Raw genomic sequence first — 18,013 nt, 5'->3', positions numbered from 1 at the left:
CTCCGATCCCTATCCGGAATCTATCTAATGCGATTGCGAATAATTTGCAATTAAACTCAGGGCAAGGCTGGAGCCGGGCTCATCCGGTGCTGAGTTCCAGCCACTTCTCTTCGGCCTCGGCGAGCTTTTTCTTCACTTCGGCATGCTTGACCTGCCAGGTGGCGAGCTCCGCCGAGCCGCCATTGTTGTAGAGCGACGGATCGGCGAGTTTCCCTTCGATGAGGTCGAGGGCCTGGGTCAGTTTCGAGATCGCGGTCTCGGCGCCGGCGAGCGCCTTTTTCTTCTCCGGCGAGACGACGATCTTCTTCGCCGGTTGCGGCGCCGCTTTGGCGGCCGGCTTCTCCGTCACGGCGCCGCCATGGGCGGCGGCGAGTTTCGGGGCGGCGGCCTTTTCCGGCAGGGCGCCCTTGCGTTCGCTGCGCTGGCGTTCGCGGCGTTCGCTGATGATGAGGCGGCGGTAATCTTCCATGTCGCCGTCGAAGGTCTTCACCGCGCCATCCCGCACCAGCCACAGCCGATCGGCGGAAAGCTCGATGAGGTTGGGATCGTGGCTGATGATGATGACCGCCCCTTCGAATTCGTTGATCGCCTCGACCAGGGCTTGGCGACTGTCGATGTCGAGATGGTTCGAAGGTTCGTCAAGCAGCAGGATGTTGGGCGCCTGCCGGCTCATGAGGGCGAGGAGCAGACGCGCTTTCTCGCCGCCTGAAAGCTGCGCCACCTTGGTATTGGCCTGGTCCTGGCCCAAGCCAAATCGACCGAGATGGGCGCGGCGTTTGTCCGGCAGCAATTCGGGCGCGGCGCGTGCCATTACTTCAATGGGGGTCGCCTCCAGATCGAGTTCGTCGGTCTGGTGCTGGGCGAAATAACCCACGCGCATCTTCGAGGATTTTCGCACTTCGCCCTGCATGGCACCAAGACGTCCGGCCAGCAATTTGATGAAGGTCGATTTGCCGTTGCCGTTCGAGCCCAAAAGCGCGATGCGGTCATCGGGATCGAGGCGCAGATCGAGATTCTTCAGGATCGGCTTGCCCGGCTCATAGCCCACCGAGACCTTGTCGAGGGTGATGAGGGGCGGCGGCAGGGCTTCCGGCTGCGGGAAAGAGATATTGATCCCCTTCTCGTCGGCCACCAGCGAGATCGGCTGCAATTTCGCGATCATCTTCAGGCGCGATTGGGCCTGGCGCGCTTTCGAGGCCTTGTAGCGAAAGCGGTCGACGAAGGCCATCATGTGCTTGCGTTGCGCGTCGACCTTGGCCGCCATGGCCATGTCCTGCTCCATGCGCGCCCGCCGCATGTTCTCGAAATCGTCATAGCCACCGGTATAGGAGATCATGCCGCCACGGCTGAGATGGATGATGCGGTTTACGACCTTGTTGAGGAGATCGCGGTCGTGGCTCACCAGCAGGATCGTGCCGGGATAGGTCTTCAAATAGCTCTCAAGCCACAAGGTCGCTTCGAGATCGAGATGGTTGGTGGGCTCGTCGAGCAGCATCAGATCGGGGGCGGAGAAAAGCTGCGCCGCCAAAGCGACACGCATCTGCCAGCCGCCGGAAAAATCGCTCAAGGGGCGCTGCTGGGCCGTGGAATCGAAGCCGAGGCCGGCCAGGATTTCGGCGGCGCGCGCCTCGGCGCTATGCGCCTGAATGTCGGTGAGGCGCGCATGCACCTCGGCGATGCGGTGGGGATCGGTCGTCGTCTCGGCTTCCGCCAGCAGGGCCGTGCGCTCGGTATCGGCCGCCAGCACACAGGCCAGCAGCGAGCGGCCCTGATCCTTCATTTCCTGTTCCAGGCGGCCGATGCGCCACATCTTCGGCACGTCGATGGTGCCGGAATCGGCCTGCAGATCGCCTGAGATGATCTTCAGCAAGGTGGACTTGCCGGCACCGTTGCGGCCGACCAACCCGGCATGATGCCCTGCCGCAACGCTCACGCTGGCATTGGTCAGGATATCGCGGCCAGCGATGCGATAGGTCAGGTTCGAGATCGTTAACATGTTGTTCCGACTGAATTTATGAAGGTTGAGCGGGACCCGCGCCGCGTGTCATGCCCGCTCGGTTGTTTCATTGGGCTGAGTTGTATATAAGCCAGCCCGACTTCCGCCAAGGGGTGCAGCATCAGCCATGCGCGCCCGCAACGCCAGAAACGAGGACAATCATGGCCATCGAACGCACTTTCTCGATCATCAAGCCGGACGCCACCCGCCGCAACCTGACGGGCAAGATCAACGCCAAATTCGAGGCCGCCGGTCTCCGGATCGTCGCCCAGCGCCGCATCCAGATGACTGACGCCCAGGCCAAGAAGTTCTACGAGGTCCACGCCGCGCGTCCGTTCTATGCCGACCTCGTGAAGTTCATGACTTCGGGTCCGGTCGTCGTTCAGGTGCTGGAAGGCGAAAACGCCGTCGCCAAGAACCGCGAGATCATGGGCGCCACCAATCCGGCCAATGCCGATGCCGGCACCATCCGCAAGGAATTCGCGGAATCGATCGAAGCCAATTCGGTTCACGGCTCGGATTCGGCCGAAAACGCCGCGATCGAGATCAGCTACTTCTTCGCCGGCGCCGACATCGTCGGCTGATCAACCAGCGCAGTCTGAAATGAAAAACGGCGCCGCGATCACTCGCGGCGCCGTTTTCGCATCTGGATGTGCAGCTATTTGCGGCTGACGCCGATCACCACGGCGACGAAACCGCCGATGATGACGATGGCCGAGAAAATGCCGAGACCGACCGAGGGGCCGTTGACCGCGTGCAGGGCCGTGACCAGGGTCAGCAGCAGGGCGTAGATCGTGCCCCAGAACAGCAGCCGGCCGAGGCCGTCCCAGGTCTTCTGGCGGTTGGCGAGGATCTGGTCCTGCAGCGATCCGTTCGGTGTGGCCATGGAAAAATATCCCTATCAGTTTCGCGCGAATGGCGACGTTTTACCGCAGCCCCGCCTCAAGGGCAATAAGGCCGCCTAGCCCAGGACCCGCTTTGCCAGGGGTACGGTGATGGCCCGGCCCTCCGCCAGGGCGGCCTGGTCGAGGCGTTCGGCGATCTCGGCGGCGGCGGCGAAGCTGCGCTCCATCTGGCGGAGCAGGTAATCGATCACCTCCGGGGCGACGGCAATCTGCCGGTCAGCAAAATGCTTGGCGAGGATCGCGCCCAGCAAGGCGTCATCGGGCGGTGCTACCTCGACCGCAGGCAGCGCCTTCAAGCGCGAGGCAAGGTCGGGAAGGTGCACGGGCCAACGCGCCGGGGCTTCACGGGACAGGATGAGGAGATCGCCGCCCTCGTTTTTCAGCCGGTTGAGGAGGTGGAAAAAGGCCGTCTCGTCGAGGTTGGGGGCATCCAGGATGAGGACCGGATCGGGAGGCAGATCCGGGAGTTCGCGCGCCTCGGTCAGATAGAGGACGACGCGCTCCGCCGCCATGGCGCGGGCCTGGAAGACATGGCCGAGATGGGTCTTGCCGCAACCGGCCGGCCCATGGACGGCCAGCGCGCGTCCGGGGCCCGGCCAATCCGGCCAGGCCTCGATAAGCGTGAGGGCCGCCGCATTGCTGGGCGCCGCCACGAAATCAGCCGCACCCATCGCGCGAAGCCGCGGCAGGTCGAATGGCAATTGCCCGGTCTTCATGGTTGCGGTGGCTGGCGCTGGTCGCTGGCGGGAAGCTTCACTGCGGCTGCTTGATGATGGCCGAGATAAAGGGGGCTGGCGAGATAGCGGCCGATGCCGAAGCGGACCAGGACCCCGATCGCGGCCGCCACGGGCACCGCCAGCAACAGGCCCACGAAGCCGAAAAGCGCGCCACCAGCGAGAAGGGCGAAGATGATCCAGACCGGATGCAGCCCGACCCGGTCGCCGACCAGTTTCGGCGTGAGGAAATTTCCCTCCATCACCTGGCCGCTCACAAAGATGGCAGCGACGATGGCGGTGCCGTGCCAGGTGTCGAAGCTGGCCAGTGCCACGGCCATCGAGATGATGAAGCCGGTCAATGAGCCGACATAGGGAATGAAGGTGAGGAGGCCCGCCACCATGCCGATCACGAGACCGAAGGGCAGGCCCACCAGCATCAGCCCGCCGGCATAATAGGCACCCAGCACCAGGCAGACGCTGGCCTGGCCGCGGATGAAGCCGGCCATGGTGGTGTCGATGGCGCGCATCTGTTCGCGGATGGTCTCGGCATGATCGCGCGGCAGCAAAGTGTCGACGCGGGCCACCAGCAGGTCCCAATCACGCAGGATGTAGAAGGTGACGACCGGCGTGATGAAGAGCAGCGAGAGCAAATTGGCGATGGCCGCCCCGCCGGAGACGACACCCTGCAACGCCTCGCCGAAGAAGCCGAGCACGCCGCCCAGCCGGTTGCGCAGCAGGGTCCCGAGATCGTCGAGAGCGGGGAGATCGAAACGCAACTGGAACTGGGCATAAAGCGGCAGCAGACGTTGATGCGCGCGCTCGACCAATCCCGGCAGGTCGCGGATGAATAGACTGAGTTGCTCGATCAGCACGGGGACGATGATGAGGAAGGCGAGGATGATCATCAGGGCAAAGGCAATCGTCACCAGGGCCGTCGCCAGGATGCGGGAACAGCCCCATTTTTCGAGCTTGTCGCAGACCGGATCGAGGAAATACGCGACCCCCATGCCGGCCACGAAGGGCAGCAGGACGGTGCGCAGCAGATAGACCAGAATCAGAAAGATAAGCAGGGCCGCCAGATAACTGGGCCAGCGCCGCATGCGTGGCGGCAGCACCGGTTCGTCATTGTCCTGCGGGGTCGCCATGGTCATCTTGCCCAGTCCCAAGTCTCGATCATGGCGCGGTCCCGCCACCACCCAGGGTCAGCGTCGAAACACCTTCGCCGCTCGAGACCAGATAGAGATCCGCCTGGGAGAGCGCGCGCACGAATTGCGCTTCATCGCCGGCATAGCCGATTTCGAGATCGGCACCGTCGCGGGCCAATTGCTTGAGGTCCACGGTCTTGATGAGGCCGACCTGGCTGAGGCGCTGTTTGATCGAGACCCATTGCTGCAGGCTGTTGAGCGGCACGTGGACAGCCAGCGTCGAGCGCTTGTTGGGATCAATGAGATTGGCGTTCTTCCAGGCCCCTTCAAGCATCGCCTGCACGGTGACGACACCCTGGGCCAGCAATCCGTCGGGATCGGCGGCGGCCCCGGTCAAGGTTTCCTGGTAGCGCTGGATGCCGTCATGGCCGTAGCGCGTGACGTTGAGGGCGAGATTGCGGTTGCCGTCGGCGCCGGGCGCGCTCATCTGCGCCTCGGCCACCACCACGTCGCCGGCCTGATAGCGATCGGCCATGAATTCCAGTTTCGCCTGCGCGCCGGCCAGGGCATCGGTGGCGGTGAGGATGTTCTGGTCGTCGAGATCGCCCCGCGGCGTCACGACCGGGACCAAAGCCGGGCCGGTTCCGGCGGCCGCCAGGTTCTGCTGGTTCCAGGCGCGGAGCCAGGCATTGGTCGGCCCCCAGAGGCCGGTCGTCCCGGTATCGTCGGTATAGATGGGCAGCATCAGCATCTGCTTGGCGCGGGTCTCGGCGAAGGCGATGCCCTCGCGGCTGAGGAAATCCTGCACCGGCCCGGCAGCAAAGCGAATCGTGTAGCGACCGATATAACGGGTGGCGGCGATCTTCTCCTCGTCGATCGCCATATCGGCGACCCAGGAGCCGATTTCGTCATCGCCGGGCAGCAGCAGGCCCTCGATTTGATCGGCCGGGGCGATTTCCTTCAAGACCTGACGCAGGCCTTCGCGCTGGGCCACCAGCACGGCTTGATCGCGCAGGGTGGCGGCCTCGCCGGTCACCTCGACCGGGATGCCGGAGGCGACATAAACGCTTTGCGCCAGGGCCGGGTTCGCGATGGCGCCGGCCAACAGACCGGCAAGGACTAAAAATCCAGCCAGGGCCAGCCGATAGCAGCCATGTCGACTTGCCTCACCGAAGGCCGAAAAGACGCCCGTTGGGGCCATTGCAAACCACCCTGAAATGCGTATTGTCCGGACCGAGCTTATAGCAAATCCCTTCCCGGGGAAGCCAGCAACACCGGCCGGAAACACCGGTTTCAGGCCGATGCTCTTCCCGGGTACCTAAGAAATTCAAGGATTGAGTCTTTTTCATGGGCAATGGCATTACCTACCGCGATGCCGGGGTCGATATCGACGCCGGCAATGCGCTCGTGGAAGCGATCAAGCCGCTCGCCAAGGCGACGGCCCGGGCGGGGGCCGATGCGGGCCTTGGCGGATTCGGCGCTTTCTTCGACCCCAAGCGGGCGGGCTTCCGTGACCCGATCCTGGTCGCCACCACCGACGGCGTCGGCACCAAGCTGAAGATCGCGATCGATGCCGATTGCCATGACACGATCGGCATCGACCTCGTCGCCATGTGCGTCAACGACCTCGTCGTGCAGGGGGCGGAGCCGCTCTTCTTCCTCGATTACTTCGCCACCGGCAAGCTCGACGTCGAGACCGGTAAGAAGATCATCGGCGGCATCGCCGATGGCTGTAAACAGGCCGGCTGTGCCCTCATCGGCGGCGAGACGGCGGAAATGCCCGGCATGTACGCAAAGGGCGATTACGATCTCGCCGGTTTTGCCGTGGGTGCCGTCGAGCGCGAAGCGGCGATCACCGGCGCCAAGGTGGCCGAGGGCGATATCGTGCTGGGTCTGGGCTCGTCGGGTGTGCATTCCAACGGCTATTCGCTGGTGCGCAAGATCGTCGAAAAGAGCGGCCTTTCCTACGATGCGGAAGCACCCTTCGCCAAGGGCCAGAAGCTCGGTGCAGCGCTTCTCACGCCGACGCGCATCTATGTGAAATCCTGCCTTGCCGCCATCCGCGCCGAGAGCTCGAAACTGGGTGGTGTCAAGGCGCTGGCCCATATCACCGGCGGCGGCCTGCTCGAGAACATCCCGCGCGTGCTGCCGAAGACGCTCGCCTGCGACATCGATGCCGGCACCTGGACGTTGCCGCCGGTCTTTGCTTGGATGCGCAAGGTCGCCGGCACGGATGCGCAGGAAATGGCGCGCACCTTCAATTGCGGCATCGGCATGATCCTGGTGGTGGCGCGCGACGACGCGGCCCTCATCGCCAAGACCCTGCGCGATCAGGGCGAGACCGTGAGCGAGATCGGCCGCATCGTGCCGCGCGCTCCGGGTGCTGCCGGCTGCGTCGTGAAGAATACCGGCCATTGGTAACATGATGGCGCGGTCCAAGCTGAAGATCGCCATCCTCATCTCCGGCCGCGGCAGCAATCTGCAATCGCTGATCGATCATTTCGGCCCGGTAATCACGGGGAGTCCGATCGAGATCGTCCTGGTGCTCTCCAACCGGCCCGATGCCTTCGGCCTGGAACGAGCGAAGAAGGCCGGCATTCCATCGCTGGCGATCGATCACAAGGCTTATCCCGACCGCGCCGCCTTTGACGCGGCGATGGATCAGGCGATTCGTGCGAGCGGCGCCGAAATGGTCGTGCTGGCAGGTTTCCTGCGCCTCCTCACCGATGGTTTCATCGCCGGTTGGCGCGACAAGCTGGTCAACATCCATCCGGCCTTGCTGCCTTCCTTCAAGGGCCTTCACACCCATGCCCGCGCGCTGGAGGCCGGCGTGCGCTTTCATGGCTGCACCGTGCATTACGTGCGGCCTGAAATGGATACCGGGCCGATCATCGCCCAGGCCGCCTTGCCGGTGCGCCCCGACGATACGGAAGAATCGCTGGGCCGGCGCGTGCTCGAGGCCGAGCATCGCCTGTTTCCGCTGGCGCTGCGGCTCATTGCCGAGGGCAAGGTTCGGGTCGAGAACGAGCGAGCCATCGTCGACGATGCCGCCTTTGCCGGCGGCGTCCTGTTCAACCCGATGGGTTCCTGAGTTGCGCGGGCTCGCCGCCCTGCTCTTTTTTCTGCTATCGGCATACCCGGCGCTGGCGCAAAGCCTCGAATATTTCTCGCTGCAGATGGGCTGGCTGCCGGGGCAATGCCTGGTCGATCCGGAGATGCCCGCTTGCGAGGGGCTCACGCTGCAGAATCCGCAGGGGCGCAATCTGACGCTCATCGGCTTGAAGCCGGAAGCGCGGCCGGGCTCGTCGCGGATGCAGAATTGCGATCCGATGGCGCGGGCCTTCACCACGCCGCTGATCTCGCCCGAAGACAAGATCACGACCTGCTCGCTGCCGGAGGTGAAGCTCACCGATGATCTTCGCGCCGAGCTCGTTGCATTGATGCCCGACATCGCCGCCTGTCCCGAACGTGCCTTCTGGAGCAAATACGGCTCCTGCGCGCTCCTCTCGCCACAGCGTTACTTCGAACGCGCCGTGGGGCGGGCCAGGGATCTGCAGCATTCGCTGCTCAACCTCACCATCGCCGGATCGGTTGGGCAGCGCATCTCGCGCGAGGTGCTCGTCGATGCCTTCGAGCAGCAATTCGGCCCGGAAACAGCGCGCTCCCTGCAACTCGTCTGCGCGAAATCGAAACTCCACAGGCAGCAGGTGCTGACGGAAGTGCGCGTTGCCATCAACCAGCTTGGCAGCATGCGCCCGCTCAACGACGCGGCTCTCTGGTATGCCAAGGGGAGCGCCTTCAAGGATCGCTGCCCGGCGGAGTTTCTCGTCGCCGAGCCGGGCGCCGAGGAACCGCCGCTGCCGGAGAAGGATCCGTTCCCTCAGCCTTGATATTTGGGGCTTGATATCTGGGGGCTACTGTCACGCGCTGAAGGCGGGATCCTTGGCGATCTCGGTGGTGAGCCAGTTACGGAAATGCTGGATGCGGGGTTCGGCGGCGCGTTCATCGAGGCAGGCGAGATACCAGCGGGCGCCGTGCCGTACCTCGATCTCGGGGAAAGGTTTCACCAGGCGGCCGGATTTCAGATCCGAGGCCACCATGAATTCCGGCACGACGGCCACACCCTGGCCCTCGATTGCGGCCTCGATGGCGAGGAGATAGGAATCGAATTTGGGGGCGGCGCGGCCTTTGAGGCTGGGCAGGCCCGCGGCTTCCAGCCAGTCATGCCAATCCTCGGCGGCGGTATAGACCTGCAGCATGGCGTGATTGACCAGCTCGGCCGGCTGCCGCAGGCCGAGCCCGGCCTGCTGGATGACGGGCGCGCAGACGGCCACCAATTGCGCATCGAAAAGATACGTGTAATGGATGCCGGGCCGGTTCGGATTGCGCGTGCAGATGAGGCCGAGATCACCGGTGGTCGGGTCGAATTCCCAATCGAGCTGGCTGGTGGAGAGGCGCACCAGGATGTCGGGATGCCCGGCCTGGAATTGATGGAGGCGGGGGAGCAGCCAGCGGACCGCCACAGTCACATAGACCTGCACCACCAGATCGCCGGAAATGCGTACCCGGTCGACCAGGCCCACCCCTTGCGCCAGGCGATCGAAGCCGTCGCGCAGGTAAGGATAGAGCTGCGCCCCGGCCTCGGTCAGCTCGACCCGGCGGGCCGCGCGGCGGAAGAGCGAGGTGCCCAGGCGCTCCTCCAGCCCCGCCACCTGATGGCTGATTGCCGATTGGGTAAGCGAGAGCTCCTCGGCCGCGACACGGAAGGAAAGATGCCGCGCCGCGGCCTCGAAGGCCTGCAGGGATTTCAAGGATGGAAGATTTCGTTTCGCCATAATCCCCTATTTATCGCATTTTTGCAGGCATATATATGAAATTCATTCATGTATAGCTGAAGAAGGGTCGCTTGCCGGAATGGGGGTGTCTGGCGATGATCCCGGCAATGATTAGAAGCCTTTATGAGGAAACGCCCAGATGAGCAGCATTCCGATGGAGAGCGGTGCCAAGGACATGACCGTGCGCCGCGGCGGCCGTGAGGCGCGCCGCGCCATGCGCGCAGCCCCCCTGGCCGAGAATGAAAGGCCGGTGCGGCCGGGTCTGGAAGGCGGGCGCTACAAACCGCTCTCGGATGCCGAGGTGCTGAAGATCCACAATGCGGCCATCGACGTTCTCGAGCAGATCGGCATGGCGGATGCGATCCCCTCGGGCATCGAGGCGATGACCAAGGCCGGCGCCATCATGAACAGTAATGGCCGCCTCACCTTTCCGCGTGCCGTGATCGAAGACACGCTCGCGAAGGCCGCGCGGCATTTCCCGCTTTATGCCCAGGACCCGCGTTACGACATGGAGCCCTGGGGGAAGAAGGTCTATTTCGGCACGGCGGGTGCGGCCGTCCACATGGTCGATCCGGTCACGGGCGAGTATCGCGATTCCGAGACCAAGGATCTCTACGACATCGCGCGCATCGTCGACACGCTGGATCATGTGCATTTCTTCCAGCGCTCGGTGGTGTGCCGCGAACTCGCCGACCCTTACGAGATGGATTTCAACACCTGCTATGCCTCGGTCGCCGGCACCACCAAGCATGTAGGATCGAGTTGGGTCGACCCGAAGCATCTCGAAGCCAGCCTCGAAATGCTGCACATGATCGCCGGCTCGGAAGCGAAGTGGCGCGAGCGGCCCTTCGTCAGCCAGTCCAATTGCTTCGTCGTGCCGCCGTTGAAATTCGCGCAGGATGCCTGCCGCTGCCTGGAAGTGGCGGTGCGCGGTGGCATGCCGGTGCTCCTGCTCTCGGCGGGGCAAGCGGGCGCCACGGCACCGGCGGCTCTGGCCGGGGCGATCGTGCAGGAAGTGGCGGAATGCCTCGCCGGCCTCGTCTATGTGAACGCGATCAAGCCCGGGGCGCCGGCGATCTTCGGTACCTGGTGCTTCGTTTCCGATCTCCGGACAGGCGCCATGTCGGGCGGCTCCTCGGAACAGGCGTTGCTCTCGGCGGCTTCCGCGCAGATGGCGCAATTCTATGATCTGACCGGCGGCACGGCTTCCGGCATGACCGATGCGAAGCTTCCCGATGCGCAATCGGGTTCGGAGAAGGCCTATAACCATGCGCTGGTCGGCAATGCCGGCGCCAATCTCATCTACGAATCGGCCGGCATGCAGGCGAGCCTGCTGGGCTTTTGTCTCGAAAGCCTGCTGATCGACAACGACATCATCGGCGCCACCCAGCGCACGATCAAAGGCATCGACACCTCGGATGAGAGCCTGTCGATCGAAACCATCCGCAAGACCTGCCTGGAGGGGCCGGGTCACTATCTCGGTTCCGAACAGACCTTGCAGCGCATGCAAACGGAATACGTCTACCCGCTGATCGGCGATCGCGCCAACCCGAAGGAATGGGTCGAGATGGGCCGGCCCGATGCGGTCGCCAAGGCGCAGAAGAAATTGAAGCCGATCATGTCGAGCCATTTCCCGCAGCATATCTCGCGCGAGGTCGATGACGCCATTCGCGCGAAGTTCCCGGTGCGGCTGGCGCGGGAGCATATGGCGAAGAAGGTGTGATACTGTCTCCTTTCGTCATCCCCCGCGAAGGCGGGGGATCCACGAGTTTCTTTGATCAGTCTCGTTGAAACTCGTGGATGGTCCGCCTTCGCGGACCATGACATTTTTTGTTGTCAGTGGAATTGTTGATCCTAGAGGAACGTGATGACGGTACATGCGCGGGTGGTGGTGATTGGCGGGGGCGTGGTGGGGACGAGTGCCCTCTATCACCTGGCGAAACTGGGTTGGAAGGATTGCGTGCTGATCGAGCGCGACGAGCTTGCTTCCGGATCGACCTGGCATGCGGCGGGCAATGTGCCGACCTTTTCCGGCTCCTGGAACATCATGAAGATGCAGGCCTATTCGGCCAAGCTCTACAAGACCCTCGGCGCCGAAGTCGATTACCCGATGAACTATCACATCACCGGCTCGATCCGCCTTGCGCACAGCAAGGCGCGCATGGAGGAATTCGCCCATGCCTGCGCCATGGCGAAGGCACAGGGGCTGGATTACGCCATGCTCTCGCCGGCCGAGATCAAGGCCAAGTACCCGATCATGGAAATGGACGATATTGTCGGCGGGTTGTGGGACGCCCATGACGGCGATATAGACCCCTCACAATTGACCCAGGCGCTCGCCAAAGGTGCCAAGGATCTCGGCGCCAAGGTGCTGCGCTTCAATGGCGTGACCGCGATCAAGCAATTGCCGTCCGGCGAATGGAAGATCACGACCAAGGACGGCGCCGAATTCGTGGCCGAGAAGGTCATCAACGCCGCCGGCTACCGCGCCGGCGAAGTGGCGGCCATGGTCGGCCAGTATCTCCCTATCATCGCCATGCAGCACCAATATCTGATCACCGAGATGATTCCGGAGCTGGCGGCGCGGGACGAGAAGCTGCCGCTGGTGCGCGACCCGGACGTTTCCTATTACCTGCGGCAGGAAAGGGATGGCCTCATCCTCGGGCCCTATGAATGGAACTGCAAATCGGAATGGCATGACGGCATCCCGCAGGAATTCGCCTTCCAGCTCTGGCCCGACGATCTCGACCGCCTGGAAAACTATATCGAGCAGGCGGTGGCTCGGGTGCCGGTGCTGGGCCAGGTCGGCGTGCAGAAGGTGATCAACGGTCCGATTCCCTATTCGCCCGACGGCAATCCCTATATCGGGCCGCAGCACGGGCTCACCAATTTCTACAACGCCAATTGCTTCAGCTTCGGCATCTGCCAAGGCGGCGGCGCCGGCAAGACCATCGCCGAGTATGTCGTTCATGGCGAGCCGGAATGGGATCTCTGGGGTCTCGACCATCGCCGCTACACGGTCTTTGCCGACCAACCCTATGTCATCGACAAGGCGATCGAGCTCTATCAGAACGAATATGCGATCGGCTTCCCCAACGAGGAACGCCCGGCGGGGCGGCCGCGTTTGAAGACGCCGCTCTTCGAGAAGCTGACGGGGAAGGGCGCCGTTATGGGTGCCCGCGGCGGCTGGGAACGTGCCGCCTATTTCCCGCGCAATCCGAAGGAGGCGGAGACCAAGCTCTCCTTCCACCGCGAGGAAATGGCCTGGTTCGAACCGGTCCGTGCCGAATGCCGCGCCGTTGCCGAACGTGTCGGCATCATGGATCTGGGTGGTTTCTCGAAATTCATCGTCGAGGGGGCGGGTGCCGAGAAATGGCTGGATCATCTTATCTGCGGCGCGCTCCCGAAATCCAACCGCGTCACCTTGGCTTATACGCTGACACCCAAGGGCTCGATCCTCTCCGAATTCACCATGACCAGACTGGCGCCCGACAAGTTCTATCTGATGTCGGCGGGATCGGGCCTGTGGCACGACATGGATTGGCTGAGCCAGCATTTGCCGAATGACGGCTCGGTGAAGCTCACCGAAGTCAGCCAATCGGCCTCGTCCCTGGTGTTGGCGGGGCCGCGTTCGCGCGATGCCCTGAAGAAGATCACGGATGCCGATCTGTCCAATAACGCCTTCCCCTGGCCGTCCTGCCAGCAGATCGATGTGGCGGGCCGCAAGGTGACGGCACTCCGCGTCAATTACGTCGGCGAATTGGGCTGGGAGCTGCACGTGCCGATGGCTGATCTCGTCCATGTCTATGATGCGATCATGGCGGCCGGTGGCGAATTCGGCATCGCCGATTTCGGCATGTATGCGATGGATTGCCTGCGGCTCGAAAAGGGCTACCGGTCCTGGAAGCAGGACATCACCCACGAATACACGCCCTTCGATGCCGGACTGGAACGCTTCGTGAAATTGAACAAGGGCGATTTCATCGGCCGCGACGCGCTGATCAAGCGGCACGAAGCCGGCGAGAAAGAACGCTTCGTGCCCTTGATCGTCGAAGGCAACACCGCCGATGCGCCGAGCTGCTCGATCGTCTTCAAGGATGGAAAGAAAGTCGGCATCGTCGGCTCCGGCGGCTGGGGCTTCCGCATCGGCAAAAGCATCGCGCTTTCTTATGTGCGGCTCGATCTCGCGGAGGTGGGCAGCAAGCTGGAAGTCGAGATTCTGGGAAAACGTTTCCCGGCCGTGGTGGCGGAGGAACCGATTTTCGATCCGAAGAATGAGAGATTGAAGGCGTGAGTCTCGATCTTTCTATTGTCACCCCCTGCGAAGGCGGGGGATCCACGAGTTACTTTCTTCAGTCGTCAAGAAACTCGTGGATAGTCCGCCTTCGCGGACCATGACAGGAAAAAAGTACTGGGTGTCATCAATGCCGCCCATCGAAACGACCTATTTGCCGCCTGACATCCGCATCCGCATAATCCGCCCGCAACCCAACCAGACGAAGAACCCAGCCCATGTCACTCCCCCAGGAAGCCCGCGTCGTCATCATCGGTGGCGGCATCTTAGGTTGTTCGATCGCCTATCACCTGGGGAAGCTCGGCTGGGGCAAGGACACGGTGCTGATCGAGCGCAAGAAGCTGACCTCCGGCACGACCTGGCATGCGGCCGGGCTGGTGCGCGCCTCGCTCTATAGCGAGAGCCTGACCAAGCTCGCCAAATACACGACCGATCTTTACACCACTCTGGAAAAAGAGACCGAGCAAGCAACCGGCTTCGTGCAGCCGGGCTCGCTTTCGGTCGCAACCTCGGAAGCGCGCTGGGAGGAATTCCGCCGCGGCGCCGACATGCTGCAGAGCTTCGAGGTGGAATGCGTCGAGCTCGACCGCGCCGGCGTGCAGGCGAAATGGCCGCTCCTCAACACCGACGACGTCATTGGCGGGATTTTCTATCCGAAGGACGGCAAGTGCAATCCGGCCGATACCACCATGGCGCTGGCCAAGGGTGCGCGCATGAAGGGGGTCAAGATCTTCGAGGATACGAAGGTCGAGGAAGTCCTGGTCGAGAACGGCCGCGCCATCGGCGTGCGCACGCCGGAAGGCATCATCAAGGCGCAATATGTGGTCTGCGCCGCCGGCATGTGGTCGCGCGAGATCGGGGAGAAACTCGGCGTCAACATTCCACTCCATGCCTGCGAGCATTTCTATATCGTGACCGAGCCGATGGAAGGCATGACGCCGGATCTGCCCGTCATGCGCGACATGGATGCCTGCGCCTATTACAAGGAAGATGCGGGGAAGCTCCTGCTGGGCGCCTTCGAACCCAAGGCCAAGCCCTGGGGCATGAACGGCATCCGGGAGGATTTCTGTTTCGACGAACTGCCGGAAGATTTCGATCATTTTGCGCCGATCCTGGAAGGCGCCATGCACCGTGTCCCCAGCCTGCAGAAGGTCGGCATCCGCAAATTCTTCAACGGGCCGGAAAGCTTCACGGCGGATCAACGCTATATTCTGGGTCCGGCGCCCGAGCTGAAGAATTTCTTCGTGGCGGCGGGTTTCAATTCGATCGGCATCCAATCGGGTGGCGGCGCGGGCATGGCGCTCGCCCATTGGATCGTCGAGGGCGAAGCGCCCTACGATCTCTGGGACGTGGATATCCGCCGCCTGCAGCCGCATATGAGCCGCAAGAGCTTTCTGGTGCCGCGCGTTTCCGAGGCTCTCGGCCTGCTCTATGCGATGCATTGGCCGTATCGCCAGTTCGAAAGCTCACGCAACGTACGCCAGACGGCCTTCTACGAAGATTGGAAATCCTTGGGCGCCTGTTTCGGCGAAGTCGCCGGCTGGGAACGCCCGAACTGGTACGCGCCCAAGGGCGTTAAGGCGGAATACGAATATTCATACGGCCGGCAGAACTGGTTCCCCTATGCGGCCGCCGATGTGAAGGCGACGCGGGAAGGTGTGGCACTCTACGATCTTTCGACCTTCGCCAAATTCCTGGTGGTGGGGAAGGATGCCGAGAAACTGTTGCAGCGCGTCTCCTCGGCCGATATCGGGCAGATGGGTAAGGCCACCTATACGCAATGGCTCAACGAGAAGGGCGGTATCGAGGCGGATTTGACGGTCTTCCGCATCACCGAGACCAAGTTCATGGTGGTGACGGCGGCGGCGACCTCGACGCGCGATTGGTATTATCTCAAAGACCGGATCGAGCCGGGTTCGGATGTCGAACTGGTCGACATGACGACGTCCTATGCGACCCTGGGTGTCATGGGACCGAAGAGCCGCGAGTTGTTGCAGCGCCTCACCGATGCCGATCTCAGCAATGCCGGCTTCCCCTTCGGCGCCACCAAGCATATCGAGCTCCGGAACGCCAAGGTGCGGGCGACACGCATTTCCTATGTGGGCGAGCTGGGCTGGGAGCTTTACATCCCCAGCGAATTCGCGCGCGGGGTCTTGCGCGACGTGCTGGAAGCAGGTGCCGATCTCGGCGTGCGACCGGCCGGCATGCATGCCATGGATGCCTGCCGCATCGAGAAGGCCTATCGCCATTGGGGCCACGATATCGGCATCAAGGACACGGTGCTGGAAGCGGGATTGGGCTTTACCTGCGCCTTCGAGAAGAAGGTCCCCTTCATCGGCCGCGATGCCGTGCTGAAGCAGAAGGAAGGCGGCAAGCTTTCCCGCCGCATGGTGCAGTTCAAGCTGACCGATCCGCAGCCGCTGCTCTATCACAACGAGCCGATCTATCGGAACGGCAAGCTGGTCGGCCTGGTGACCTCGGCCAATTACGGGCACCATTTGGGCGGCGCCATCGGCATGGGCTATGTGCATCACAAGGACGGCGTCGACGCGGCCTATATCGCCGAAGGCAAGTTCGAGATCGGCGTGGCCTTGAAGCGCTTCGCGGCAGAGGCGAGTCTTGCACCGATGTACGATCCGAAATCGGCCAGGATGCGGGTGTAGTTCCGAGAGTTTCAGCCCCCCGGGTTTATGCGGGGGTCTACGCCCCCGGGATCTCCTGAACGATGGCACCGTACCAGCCGAGGCCCTGATAGGTCTCGTAGCCGGGGGTAAGGGCGAAGCCGATCATCTTGCCCTCGGCGGCATGATAGCCCGTGGCTCCTTTTCCGGCCGGCAGCGGGAAGCTGTCGATAAGGACGCCCTGGCCATCGGAAGCGGCGATGATGCGATGCTTGGAATCCAGGAGCAGGCAGCGGGTGAAGTTACGCTCCTCGGCCGAAAGCTGGCTGCCGCGCACGATGGCGGCGGCCTGGGGCTCCCAATCGAAGAAGATGCCCAGTGCGCCCAGGGGCTTGCCGTTGGCCTGGCCGCCTTCGCGGATCGCGGTGGTGTAGGTGGCGACCTGGGCGTTGTCGAGAAGGGGGACCCGCTCGACGTCGAAAGCGGCGTAATCGTCGCCGCTCCGGCTCGACATGGCGGCGCGGAACCAATCGGTGCGGGAAACGTCGCTGCCGATCACCTTGTTGTATTTCTGGGGCCTGCCATTGGCGACGACGCGGCCATCGGCATCGGCGATCCAGAGGTCGAGATAGACCGTGTAGCTGTTGAGGATGACCCCCAGGCGCTCGCTGGCATGGGCGGCACTTTCCGGCCCGGATTTGGCCAGGGCATCGACGGCGGCGGTATCGGTCGCCCACCAGCGCACGTCGCAGGAGCGCTCATAAAGGTTGCGGTCGATGATCTCGATCATGTTGAAGGCGAGGTCGGCCAGACGCTGGCCGCGCACCTGCTGCACCAGGCCTTCGCCCAAGCCCACCAGTTCGGAGATGGCGCCGGCGAGCTCGGTCGAGAGTTGCTGGGAAATCTCGGTAATACGCTCGGAAATGACCTTCACCTCGTTGGCGACCACGCCGAAGCCGCGGCCGCTTTCCCCGGCCCGCGCGGATTCGATGAGCGCGTTCAAGGCGAGGATACGGGTTTCGCGGGTGATCGTGTTGATGAGGGCGATCTTGCCTTCCGCGACGGTGGAAACGTGGCGGGAGAGTTCGATGATGCGTTCTGGTTGGGTCATGACAAAGCTGCTAACCGTCCGGGTCAGTTGAGGTCACTCAGGGACCGGCTCCCAATGGGCATCCGGCCTTTCCTCGCAGCTTGTCTGACGGCTCTTGAGCGGCCGTTCTGATTGGGCAGAGTAAGTTTAAATCGTTTCCAAAGTATTTAGCAGTTCGGCCGGAGTCGGACCATAGTATTCCCGCCAAATTTGCCTCAAATCCGCCGGAAATGAGCGGTCAGAGCAAAAAAATCGCCTTGGCAAGGCCACAATCGCACCATGGTGCAGCCACTTTAACGGATCATAAAGCCGATCACGGCACAATGAACGCATCGGTGATGGGGATCACTGTGCCGGATCGTCAAATCGACTACATCAGGCCCAAGTCGTTCCCACAACCGCCGGCAACCC

The 18,013-nt window shown here is 62.9% G+C and carries 14 protein-coding genes; 7 read left to right on the top strand and 7 right to left on the bottom strand.

Translation table 11 applies throughout. The features are described from left to right. Nucleotides 1–79: 79 nt before the first annotated feature. Nucleotides 80–1,996: an ABC-F family ATP-binding cassette domain-containing protein gene (locus ACE3PR_RS10895; RefSeq protein ID WP_374371593.1), complete on the bottom strand. Its 1,917-nt coding sequence runs from the start codon at nt 1,994–1,996 to the stop codon at nt 80–82. A 161-nt stretch (nt 1,997–2,157) separates the two neighbouring features. On the opposite strand from ACE3PR_RS10895, the gene ndk reads away from it, so the two are divergent. Beyond that, nucleotides 2,158–2,580 carry a nucleoside-diphosphate kinase gene (ndk, locus tag ACE3PR_RS10890; protein WP_374371591.1) on the top strand — a complete coding sequence of 141 codons (423 nt, stop codon included), beginning with the start codon at nt 2,158–2,160 and terminating at the stop codon, nt 2,578–2,580. A gap of 74 nt (nt 2,581–2,654) precedes the next feature. Here the strand turns inward: ndk and ACE3PR_RS10885 are convergent, their stop codons facing one another. The 4 genes from ACE3PR_RS10885 to ACE3PR_RS10870 all read right to left on the bottom strand — a co-directional run bounded on the left by ACE3PR_RS10885 (nt 2,655) and on the right by ACE3PR_RS10870 (nt 5,963). After that, nucleotides 2,655–2,882 carry a hypothetical protein gene (locus tag ACE3PR_RS10885; protein ID WP_374371589.1) on the bottom strand — a complete coding sequence of 76 codons (228 nt, stop codon included), beginning with the start codon at nt 2,880–2,882 and terminating at the stop codon, nt 2,655–2,657. 75 nt (nt 2,883–2,957) lie between these two features. Further along, the gene (locus tag ACE3PR_RS10880) at nt 2,958–3,572 is read right to left on the bottom strand and encodes a hypothetical protein (protein ID WP_374371587.1); all 615 of its coding nucleotides are present in this window, start codon (nt 3,570–3,572) and stop codon (nt 2,958–2,960) included. A 41-nt stretch (nt 3,573–3,613) separates the two neighbouring features. Beyond that, nucleotides 3,614–4,768: an AI-2E family transporter gene (locus tag ACE3PR_RS10875; protein ID WP_374371585.1), complete on the bottom strand. Its 1,155-nt coding sequence runs from the start codon at nt 4,766–4,768 to the stop codon at nt 3,614–3,616. Between the two features lie 22 nt (nt 4,769–4,790). Continuing rightward, the gene (locus ACE3PR_RS10870) at nt 4,791–5,963 is read right to left on the bottom strand and encodes a DUF2066 domain-containing protein (protein WP_374371583.1); all 1,173 of its coding nucleotides are present in this window, start codon (nt 5,961–5,963) and stop codon (nt 4,791–4,793) included. Between the two features lie 146 nt (nt 5,964–6,109). Between ACE3PR_RS10870 and purM the strand changes: the two genes are divergently transcribed. From purM to ACE3PR_RS10855, 3 genes are read left to right on the top strand one after another with little or no spacing between them, the layout of a single operon-like run. Further along, nucleotides 6,110–7,183 carry a phosphoribosylformylglycinamidine cyclo-ligase gene (gene purM, locus ACE3PR_RS10865; RefSeq protein WP_374371581.1) on the top strand — a complete coding sequence of 358 codons (1,074 nt, stop codon included), beginning with the start codon at nt 6,110–6,112 and terminating at the stop codon, nt 7,181–7,183. A gap of 1 nt (nt 7,184) precedes the next feature. Continuing rightward, nucleotides 7,185–7,853: a phosphoribosylglycinamide formyltransferase gene (purN, locus tag ACE3PR_RS10860; protein WP_374371579.1), complete on the top strand. Its 669-nt coding sequence runs from the start codon at nt 7,185–7,187 to the stop codon at nt 7,851–7,853. Between the two features lies 1 nt (nt 7,854). Further along, nucleotides 7,855–8,652: a hypothetical protein gene (locus ACE3PR_RS10855; protein WP_374371577.1), complete on the top strand. Its 798-nt coding sequence runs from the start codon at nt 7,855–7,857 to the stop codon at nt 8,650–8,652. Between the two features lie 30 nt (nt 8,653–8,682). Here ACE3PR_RS10855 and ACE3PR_RS10850 read toward each other — a convergent pair whose 3' ends face one another. Then, nucleotides 8,683–9,573 carry a LysR substrate-binding domain-containing protein gene (locus ACE3PR_RS10850; protein WP_374371575.1) on the bottom strand — a complete coding sequence of 297 codons (891 nt, stop codon included), beginning with the start codon at nt 9,571–9,573 and terminating at the stop codon, nt 8,683–8,685. A 163-nt stretch (nt 9,574–9,736) separates the two neighbouring features. Here ACE3PR_RS10850 and ACE3PR_RS10845 point away from each other — a divergent pair, with 163 nt between their 5' ends. The 3 genes from ACE3PR_RS10845 to ACE3PR_RS10835 all read left to right on the top strand — a co-directional run bounded on the left by ACE3PR_RS10845 (nt 9,737) and on the right by ACE3PR_RS10835 (nt 16,554). Then, the gene (locus ACE3PR_RS10845; RefSeq protein ID WP_374371573.1) at nt 9,737–11,320 is read left to right on the top strand and encodes a trimethylamine methyltransferase family protein; all 1,584 of its coding nucleotides are present in this window, start codon (nt 9,737–9,739) and stop codon (nt 11,318–11,320) included. A gap of 144 nt (nt 11,321–11,464) precedes the next feature. Then, complete coding sequence (locus ACE3PR_RS10840; protein ID WP_374371571.1) at nt 11,465–13,891, top strand: FAD-dependent oxidoreductase; 2,427 nt, start codon at nt 11,465–11,467, stop codon at nt 13,889–13,891. Nucleotides 13,892–14,109: 218 nt separating this feature from the next. Next, nucleotides 14,110–16,554, top strand: a complete 2,445-nt coding sequence (locus ACE3PR_RS10835; protein ID WP_374371569.1) for an FAD-dependent oxidoreductase — start codon at nt 14,110–14,112, stop codon at nt 16,552–16,554. 37 nt (nt 16,555–16,591) lie between these two features. Here the strand turns inward: ACE3PR_RS10835 and ACE3PR_RS10830 are convergent, their stop codons facing one another. Next, a complete protein-coding gene (locus ACE3PR_RS10830; RefSeq protein WP_374371567.1) occupies nt 16,592–17,623 on the bottom strand; it encodes a methyl-accepting chemotaxis protein in 1,032 nt (343 codons plus the stop codon). Nucleotides 17,624–18,013 lie beyond the last annotated feature (390 nt).

This window comes from Dongia sp. (assembly GCF_041909655.1).
Classification (GTDB): Bacteria; Pseudomonadota; Alphaproteobacteria; order Dongiales; family Dongiaceae; genus Dongia.
This window is presented reverse-complemented; position numbering and strand designations above follow the sequence as displayed.

Excerpts from the sequence above, each read along its gene's own strand:
- ACE3PR_RS10895 (WP_374371593.1), bottom strand. The coding sequence starts at position 1,996 with ATGTTAACGATCTCGAACCTGACCTATCGCATCGCTGGCCGCGATATC.
- ndk (WP_374371591.1), top strand. The coding sequence starts at position 2,158 with ATGGCCATCGAACGCACTTTCTCGATCATCAAGCCGGACGCCACCCGC.
- ACE3PR_RS10885 (WP_374371589.1), bottom strand. The coding sequence starts at position 2,882 with ATGGCCACACCGAACGGATCGCTGCAGGACCAGATCCTCGCCAACCGC.
- ACE3PR_RS10880 (WP_374371587.1), bottom strand. The coding sequence starts at position 3,572 with ATGGGTGCGGCTGATTTCGTGGCGGCGCCCAGCAATGCGGCGGCCCTC.
- ACE3PR_RS10875 (WP_374371585.1), bottom strand. The coding sequence starts at position 4,768 with ATGACCATGGCGACCCCGCAGGACAATGACGAACCGGTGCTGCCGCCA.
- ACE3PR_RS10870 (WP_374371583.1), bottom strand. The coding sequence starts at position 5,963 with ATGGCCCCAACGGGCGTCTTTTCGGCCTTCGGTGAGGCAAGTCGACAT.
- purM (WP_374371581.1), top strand. The coding sequence starts at position 6,110 with ATGGGCAATGGCATTACCTACCGCGATGCCGGGGTCGATATCGACGCC.
- purN (WP_374371579.1), top strand. The coding sequence starts at position 7,185 with ATGATGGCGCGGTCCAAGCTGAAGATCGCCATCCTCATCTCCGGCCGC.
- ACE3PR_RS10845 (WP_374371573.1), top strand. The coding sequence starts at position 9,737 with ATGAGCAGCATTCCGATGGAGAGCGGTGCCAAGGACATGACCGTGCGC.
- ACE3PR_RS10840 (WP_374371571.1), top strand. The coding sequence starts at position 11,465 with ATGACGGTACATGCGCGGGTGGTGGTGATTGGCGGGGGCGTGGTGGGG.
- ACE3PR_RS10835 (WP_374371569.1), top strand. The coding sequence starts at position 14,110 with ATGTCACTCCCCCAGGAAGCCCGCGTCGTCATCATCGGTGGCGGCATC.
- ACE3PR_RS10830 (WP_374371567.1), bottom strand. The coding sequence starts at position 17,623 with ATGACCCAACCAGAACGCATCATCGAACTCTCCCGCCACGTTTCCACC.